This is a genomic window from Frankia sp. Mgl5, assembly GCF_023242985.1.
In the GTDB taxonomy this organism is placed as follows: domain Bacteria; phylum Actinomycetota; class Actinomycetes; order Frankiales; family Frankiaceae; genus Parafrankia; species Parafrankia soli.
In genome coordinates this window covers 62,968-70,016 of sequence record NZ_JALKFY010000609.1, presented here as the reverse complement: position 1 = coordinate 70,016, position 7,049 = coordinate 62,968, and the positions used below count along the sequence as shown (strand labels likewise).

Sequence of the window (7,049 nt, the reverse complement as noted above, 5' to 3'; positions counted from 1 at the left end):
CCGTCGTCGGTGCCGACGCGGCGCTCGGGCAGCGTCTTCGTGGCGTCGCGGAAGTCGTGCTCGATGTCGAGCCGGCCACAGGAGCAGCGGGCCACCGTCGGCCAGGGCCCGGCGGTCACGCCGCGGCTCCCAGCGCGTCATCGGCCAGCAGCGCGCCGAGCTCGTCGAGCGGCTCCTGCCACTCCGGCCGGCCGATCGCCCAGCGGCACCGGGCAGCCAGCTCGGGCCAGCTCGGGCCGACATTCGGCCCGCCGTTCGGGCAGCCGTCGTGCGGGTCGGCGCACCAGTGCTGGCCGAACAGGCTGGCCCCGCCGGGCTGGCAGGCCAGGTCGCCCAGGGCACGGGACCACGTGTTGTACGCCAGCCCGGCCCGGCCGGCCATCTTGGACGTGTAGAGCATCGCGTCGGCCATGCCCACCGTGGCCGACCAGCCGGCGGGCATACCGGCGCGGATACGACGCGGCAGCAGCTCCGGGGCGTCGGGCCTACGGGGTGGCTCCTGGCCGTCCCAGCCGGCGAGGTCACCGCCGTGCAGCGCGACAGCGACCGCCAGGTGGTCCAGCAGCGCGGCGCGCGGGTCGTGGGCGTTGGGCCCGTACGGCGACGGCGCCGCGAATGTCCACGGCGTGGCCGCGGGCGGTGCCGGGTCGAGCGCGGCGAGCAGGTCGAGCTGGGTCGCGGTCACGCGGCACCACCGTCAAGGAGCATCATCTGCGCCCCGGCGAACTCCTCTTCCTCCTCGGGCGGGGCCTCGGCGATGTACAGGTCGATCGGGCCGATGCCCCCGAGCCGCCGGTGCAGGTCGTGAATGCCCTTGACGGTCACCCGCACCTGCGGAGTACTCACCGTGGAAAGGCCGGTACGCGGGTGACGGAAAGGCTTCTGGATACGGCCGACAACCCGGCCCGCGTCCACCGCCTTCTGGTAGACGACCCACCGGCGGGTGGCGCGCTCCCGGTAGATCCAGCCGAACTTCTCCAGGGTCACGAAAAGCCGGTCGCGGCCGGTGTGAATGTTCTCGTCGCGGTTGAGGATGCTCGCGGCTCCGGCGACGGAGTAGTCGCCGTGCGCCGCGGCGAGGACATCGAACGAGCGGGCCGATGGTTCCAGCTCGGCGACGCGGGCAACGGCGATCTGCTGCTGCTCGAGGGCGTCAGCCCAGCCGCGGAGAGCCTCCGCGTGCGAGGGCATGAGCGCGGCCGGGGCGGCGGGAGCCGGGGCCACCTCGTAGCGGCCAGTCCGGCGGATTGACGGGATGACCTCGTGGGTGACCCAGCGCTTGAAACGCTTCGCTTCTTCGATCTTGCTGCGGAGGATCAGCGAGTACAGGCCCGGCTCGTTCACGACCAGGGCGTTCTGGACTCCTCCAGGGGTACGCACTGGCTGCGTACCCTTTTCGTCGTCGTCGAGCCACCGCACGGCGTCACTGGCGAGGCGGTAGCCGAGAACCCGGGTCACGTCGCCGGCCACCCACCACGGCTCGCCGTCGATGGTGAGGACGCGGACGGCGGTGCCCTCGAAGTCGAACGGGACGATCTCGGTCACGGGCTCCTCTTCTCTACGGGGTGCGCCCCGGGCGGCGGTGTCGTCTGCACGCGGCCCGGGGCGGGTCTCAGGTCTGGTGGGCGGGGCGCCTCGGGGGTGGACGCCCCGCCCAGCCCGGCGCCGGCCTCCCCGGGGGGGTAGGGCTGCCAGCGCCGGGGTCTCATCGGGCCGGGCTCAGCCGCCGCCGAACATCTGGTCGAGCGCGCCCTGGACGTCGTCGCCGCGAACGATGGTGATCGAGTCGCCGCCCGGGACCTGGGCGCGCAGCTGGCGCACCCAGTCCGCGAACGCCATCCCCGGCGTGCACCGGCCCCGGATGAACCGCTCCTCGCCGTACGAGCGGACGTCCTTCTCGGTCCGCTCGGCGCAGCACGGCCCGACGGCCTTGGACTGGAACAGGAACCCGCCGGTGCGGGTGTCGTCGGTGAGGTCCTCGCTGCACCAGTCGCAGAGAACGGCGCGGCCCATCGGGATCACGATCGGGTCAGGCATGGCGGGTCTTCCTCTTCATCGTGTTGATCTCGTTCTCGGTCCGTCCGCCCCAAACACCGCTGACGGGCCCCGGCCACGCCAGCGCGTCTCCCAGGCACGACCAGCGGGACTCGTCCGGGCAGGCCGCGCACACGCGGAGCGCGGCGTTGTTGCCCTCCACGTGGTCGACGCCCGGATGCATCAACTCCGCGTCGTCGAGGTCCCGGCAGGCCGCGTCGTCCAGCTCGGGCGGGAACGGGATGCCGAGGCCGCGGGGCGGCTGGCCCTGCACGCGGGGCATCGTGGGCGCGGTCACTGGCCGGCCGCCGGGTCGGTCATGTCGAGCACGTACTGAGCGATCCCGGCCGCCGAGCAGAACGCGCACGGGATCCCCGCGTGCTCGTTGGCCTGCGCCTCCTCCGGCGTCACGTCCGCCCGGTCCCGGATCCGCTCCAGCCCCTGCCGCAGGATGGCGTTCTCCTGCTCGAGGGCGACGGCGATGTCCCGCGCCCGATCCCGGTCATCGTGGGCTTCGGCGCGCTGCGCTTCAGCGTCGGCCAGCGCACGCCGGGCCGCGCCGAGCGTCTGATCTGCGTCGAGTGCCGCGGCGTAGGCGCTGGCGCGGTCGGCGCGCACCGTCTCCAGCTCGGCGACGAGCTGCCGGATGCCCTCACCGAGGAGCGGCCCACCTTCCGGGTGGCCGGGCATCAGAGCCGCGCCGAGCATGCTCTGCGCCGCGTCGATCACGCGGCGGGCGGTGGACAGCTCGCCGCTGACGTCGAAGACCTGCTTCTCGGCGGTGTGACGCGCCGTCTCCGCCTCGACCAGAAGCCGGTGCTTCCGGCGGACGTCAGCGACCAGCGCGCTGACGTCGGTCCCGTCGATGTCGCCGGCTTCGGCGCGGCGCAACATGTCGTCGAGGTCCAACATGAGGTAGCTCTCAGACATGATCGTTGTCCCCCTCGAAAGGCCGCAGCCGGACCGTGATGTCGACGAGATAGGCCCGGCCATCCGGGCCGACCGCGACGAGCTCCCACGGGTCGGCGTCGATGCCGTCCTCGTCGACCTGGGCGCGCCAGCCGTCGGACAGGAAGTGGTTGAGGTCGGACCTGAGCGCCTCGTCGATCTCGTCGGCCAGGTCCTCGGCGGCCTTGTCGGTGTCGTGTTCGTCGGCGAGTAGCGACTGGAGGTCGGAGGCGGTCACGACGCCGCCACCAGCGCGACCCGCGGGCAGTCGACCCGGTGCGTGTAGTGCCGGAGCAGGTCCGGCCCGGCCAGCAGACCGCAGTCCGGGCACTTCCACGCCGGCCCGGACCTGCGCTCGTACACGGACCCCCACCGGCTGTCGACGTTCTCAACGTCGATGTAGGCGTCGAACGGCTCGTCGTCCGCATCGACAAGGCCGTACGGCTCGTCTCGCCAGCCGGCGGCCACATCCTCAACGTCGGGGTCGGCGTCAACCCACACCACGAACTCCTTGACGTGGCGGACGATGACCGGCCGCTGGTCGGGCTCGACCCAGCCGGAGCGGTCGGCGGTGGCGTCGTCGAGCCGGTCGAGCAGGTCTTCGAGGGCCTGGTCTCCGGCGCGGAGGACGGTGCGCTCGGGAGCGGCATCGTCCAGGGCGTACTGGCAGGGCCAGTCGTCCCAGCAGGCGTCACACAGGCGGCCGTTGTCCTGGTGGTTCCACCGCTCCGGGTGCTCCCAGGAGTCCGCAGGGTCGACGTCGCTCATCGGCGGACCGCCGAGCCGTCGACCACCGCGCGCGGGTCCTGCGTGACACAGACCTGCACGACGGCGGCGCCGCCCGCCCAGCACACCGGCACCGGCCGCCGCACCCCGGTCAGCGGCGACACGGACGGCGACGGCGTGGGCAGCGGGACGACGGAGCCGACCGGGATCACCCGCACCGGGTCGTGCCGGGTGACGGTGACGCCGACGACGCAGCCGGCGACGACCACGACCACCGCGCCCGCCGTGAGCGCGGGCCTCGCGAGCAGGTCCAGCGGGAGGGTGGGCCGGGGGATGCGGCGCCGGCCGCGATGGGTGCTCATTCGGAACCGTCCTTGTGGCCGGCCGCCACTGCGGCGATGAGGTCGAGCACCGTGTCCCGGACGGTCGTGGCCGGGTCGGTGTCGGGGATGTACTCGTCAAGCAGCCCCCGCCGGTGGGCCTCGTTGCCGATCGCGCGGATGCGGGTGCCGGCGTCCCGGTCGGTGAGAGCGACGGCGCGCAGCTCGGCGGCGATCTGGCGGACCTGCGCGGTCACCTGCTCGGGGTCGGCGCTGTCAGCCGGCGGCGGAGCGGCCGGTGCCGGGATGGGCGCGGTGGCCGGGCCGGCGGTGATCTGCGGCCGGGCGGTCGGCATGCCCAGCGACGAATGCCCAGCGGCGATCTCGTTCAAGGTGGCGGTCTGGGCGAGGATCTGCCGTTCTGTCTCCGGGACCTCGATCGTCGGGACGACGTACTGCTTCCCCGGCTCGGTACGCCAGTCAAGGCGCAGGAACGCGGCAACGTGCCGGCCCTGCCCGGCGAGCGCGGCGAGCGTGTCGACGGTGGCCTTCATCTCGACAGCCCCGTGGAACCCGCCGCACTCCACTCGCCAGAACCCGATACCGGGCACGTCGAGCAGCCGGACCCGGAACCGCGACATGGTCTTGCAGGCCGCGGGCGGGTTCTGCTTCGCCAGCGCGATCCGCTCCGCATCGTCCGACGGGCATTCGCACGGCCGGCGGTTTCGGGTGTTCACCGCACCGGGGCCACCCTCGCAGCGGCGCAGGCACTTCCCGCCGGACCACAGCTCCATCCATTGGTCAAGCGCGACCGCCGGCGGGATGAAGATCGGAAGCCGGTTCGTTTCGGTGATCACTTCCCACTGGGTGCCGCGGCGGGACTCCGCCCACGGCTGGGGGGTGCCACCGAACCGGGTGGCGACAGCCTCGATGGCCTTCTGGTTGGAGGAGGTGAGACGCCATTTCTGGAGGCGGACCGGTACCCGCGTCCCCGGCTTCGCGTTGGGGTTCGTCGAGGGCTTGGAGGTGCCGGGACGGATCCGCCCGTCCTCGACACCGGACCGCTGAGCGTCAAGGATCGACGGCACTGTGATCGGCATGGCTACGCCGCCACCTTCCTGCGACGAGCACGCGCGGGAGCCGGCGCAGCGACAGGCCAGGTGCGGCCTTCCAGCGCGAGCAGGCCGCGGGCCTTCTCCAGTCGCTTCGGACCGATACCGGGCTGAGCCCCGTACGCCTCCGGGCCGAACGCCTCCAGCTCTGCGAGGGTCCGCACCGGCGGGTCAGCCCACGCCAGCGCCGCGGCCACCGCCGCGGGGATGCCGGGGAGGTCTTCCAGCAGCAGCGACCCGCCGTCCGCCTGCAAACCGATCCCGGCTGCGGCGGTGTGGTGGGTGCGGACGGTGTCGAACCAGGCCCGTGCGTGCCGCCACGCCCGCCGCATCGACGGCGTTGGCAGCACCGGGTGCAGCCGCCATCCGGCGGGGGTGGCGTGCAGCACCACCCCGCCGCCGGCCCGCGGCATCGGCATGACCGGGTTGCCGTTCTTCGGGTCGAGGTGGGTGCACTCGAGGTAGCCGATGATCTGGTGGTAGGCGTCCGGCCAGATCGACTTCCCGGTCTTGAGGTCGACCACGACCAGCACCCCGGCCGGGATCGTGCCGAGCAACCGCCCCGACTTGTCGATCACGGCGAGTGGGAACGGGAACGTCAGCCCGATGTCGCTGGTGCCCGCGTACTCGACCTGCAGGTTGTAGACGGTGGCCTCGGCCCACACGAGCGTCGGGCGGGTCCGCTCCAAGAAGTCGACCAACGTCGGGATGAACGGCTCGACCCGGTCCCACTGCTCGTCGGTGAAGTCGGCGTGCTCGCCCTTGAGGTGGGCCTCCAGCCAGCGGTGCACCTGCACACCGGTCTCGGCGGCGTCCTCGGCGATCCGGGTGGATGCCTCGGCGACCAGCCGGACGGCGTCGTCGTACTGGTCGCCCTCGACCATCCCGGCGAGCGTGGTGGTGTTGCCGAGCGCGAACTTCGCCGCTTCCCGCCCGGTCCAGCCGCGCAGCGCGGGCTTCGAGCAGATCTCTCCGAGGATCGTTGTCACCGACGGCCAGACGACCCCGGACTCGACGTCTACGCGGAGCGCCCCGTCCGACCAGGACAGCGCCGGGTACCAGTGCTCGTCGTCGCTCACGCGTCCCACCGCCCGCCGAGCTCCGCCCAGCCCGTCACCATCTGGACCGCAAGACGATGCGAGCAGCCCTCCCAGCCGTTCCGGATCGGGTGCTCGCCGCACTCCCACCGGTACTCGTCGAGCGTCACCCGGACCCGCACCGACAGGCCGTGTGCGTCGTCGGCCGGCGCGATGTCCGCGATCACGCTGTCGGGGGGCAGGTTCAGGTTCCGGCGGGACAGCGCGAGGACGATGACCCGACTGGAACGCAGGTAGTCCAGGGCCTTCGTGCGCCACGGGTTGGCCGGGGCCGCGGTGCGGACCGTGCGGGTGCGCGCGGGGGCGGTCACGCCCGCGCTCCGGCGGTCACGGTCTGGACGGCGACGCAGCACGCGCAGGTGCTCGACCGGTGCGCGTCGCAGTCCCAGATCCCGTGCTTCAACGTGACGGCGTGGGGCCGGCGCCGGTCGCCGTCCCCCGGCCGGATCAGCGCGGCCACCTGCGGGGACTGGCCCCACACGGACGCCTGGTGGATCTGGACGGCGCCGGAGAGCAGCAGCTCGGCCGCCGCATCCTGGACGGTGGTGGTGTCGAGGACGCTCATCAGCCACACACCCCCGTGGCGCCGGCGAGCAGCGCGATCAGCGCGGTGGTGGACGGCGGCAGGTCCGGGGCGGTCCGCTCGATCGGCGGGCGGCCGGGGTAGGTGCGGCCGGGGGTGCGACGCGGCAGCGGCAGCGTGGCCGGCTCCGGGTCGTCGACCCGCGTGGGGTCGGGCTGTACGGTGGTCACGGGTTGGTGCTCCTCTTCGTAGGGCCCAATGACGCCCGGTCGTGCCTTTCCAGGGGTGT

General features: G+C 73.0%; 13 protein-coding genes. All 13 read right to left on the bottom strand.

Annotated elements, in window-relative coordinates; translation table 11 throughout:
• Positions 1-115: 115 nt before the first annotated feature.
• Positions 116-685 carry a hypothetical protein gene (locus tag MXD62_RS13175; protein ID WP_248829559.1) on the bottom strand — a complete coding sequence of 190 codons (570 nt, stop codon included), beginning with the start codon at positions 683-685 and terminating at the stop codon, positions 116-118.
• On the bottom strand, positions 682-1,545 hold the full coding sequence (locus MXD62_RS13170; RefSeq protein ID WP_248829558.1) for a BRO family protein: 864 nt from the start codon (positions 1,543-1,545) through the stop codon (positions 682-684). The genes MXD62_RS13175 and MXD62_RS13170 overlap by 4 nt, the downstream gene beginning before the upstream one ends.
• A 174-nt stretch (positions 1,546-1,719) precedes the next feature.
• Positions 1,720-2,037, bottom strand: a complete 318-nt coding sequence (locus MXD62_RS13165; RefSeq protein ID WP_248829557.1) for a hypothetical protein — start codon at positions 2,035-2,037, stop codon at positions 1,720-1,722.
• Positions 2,030-2,332, bottom strand: coding sequence for a WhiB family transcriptional regulator (locus tag MXD62_RS38775; protein ID WP_248829556.1), 303 nt, complete (start codon positions 2,330-2,332; stop codon positions 2,030-2,032). The genes MXD62_RS13165 and MXD62_RS38775 overlap by 8 nt, the downstream gene beginning before the upstream one ends.
• Positions 2,329-2,964 carry a hypothetical protein gene (locus MXD62_RS13155; protein WP_248829555.1) on the bottom strand — a complete coding sequence of 212 codons (636 nt, stop codon included), beginning with the start codon at positions 2,962-2,964 and terminating at the stop codon, positions 2,329-2,331. Before MXD62_RS13155 ends, MXD62_RS38775 begins: the two co-directional genes overlap by 4 nt.
• A complete protein-coding gene (locus MXD62_RS13150) occupies positions 2,957-3,220 on the bottom strand; it encodes a hypothetical protein (protein ID WP_248829554.1) in 264 nt (87 codons plus the stop codon). Before MXD62_RS13150 ends, MXD62_RS13155 begins: the two co-directional genes overlap by 8 nt.
• Positions 3,217-3,750 (bottom strand): hypothetical protein, encoded by a 534-nt coding sequence (locus MXD62_RS13145; RefSeq protein WP_248829553.1) that lies wholly within the window; start codon positions 3,748-3,750, stop codon positions 3,217-3,219. Before MXD62_RS13145 ends, MXD62_RS13150 begins: the two co-directional genes overlap by 4 nt.
• Entirely contained in the window at positions 3,747-4,070 is a 324-nt protein-coding gene (locus tag MXD62_RS13140; protein WP_248829552.1) for a hypothetical protein, read from the bottom strand. The genes MXD62_RS13145 and MXD62_RS13140 overlap by 4 nt, the downstream gene beginning before the upstream one ends.
• Positions 4,067-5,128, bottom strand: a complete 1,062-nt coding sequence (locus tag MXD62_RS13135) for a hypothetical protein (RefSeq protein ID WP_248829551.1) — start codon at positions 5,126-5,128, stop codon at positions 4,067-4,069. The genes MXD62_RS13140 and MXD62_RS13135 overlap by 4 nt, the downstream gene beginning before the upstream one ends.
• Before the next feature lie 2 nt (positions 5,129-5,130).
• Complete coding sequence (locus MXD62_RS13130; protein WP_248829550.1) at positions 5,131-6,219, bottom strand: hypothetical protein; 1,089 nt, start codon at positions 6,217-6,219, stop codon at positions 5,131-5,133.
• Entirely contained in the window at positions 6,216-6,548 is a 333-nt protein-coding gene (locus MXD62_RS13125; RefSeq protein WP_248829549.1) for a hypothetical protein, read from the bottom strand. The genes MXD62_RS13130 and MXD62_RS13125 overlap by 4 nt, the downstream gene beginning before the upstream one ends.
• Positions 6,545-6,802, bottom strand: coding sequence for a hypothetical protein (locus MXD62_RS13120; protein WP_248829548.1), 258 nt, complete (start codon positions 6,800-6,802; stop codon positions 6,545-6,547). The genes MXD62_RS13125 and MXD62_RS13120 overlap by 4 nt, the downstream gene beginning before the upstream one ends.
• Positions 6,802-6,990 carry a hypothetical protein gene (locus tag MXD62_RS13115; protein WP_248829547.1) on the bottom strand — a complete coding sequence of 63 codons (189 nt, stop codon included), beginning with the start codon at positions 6,988-6,990 and terminating at the stop codon, positions 6,802-6,804. The genes MXD62_RS13120 and MXD62_RS13115 overlap by 1 nt, the downstream gene beginning before the upstream one ends.
• Positions 6,991-7,049: the final 59 nt, after the last annotated feature.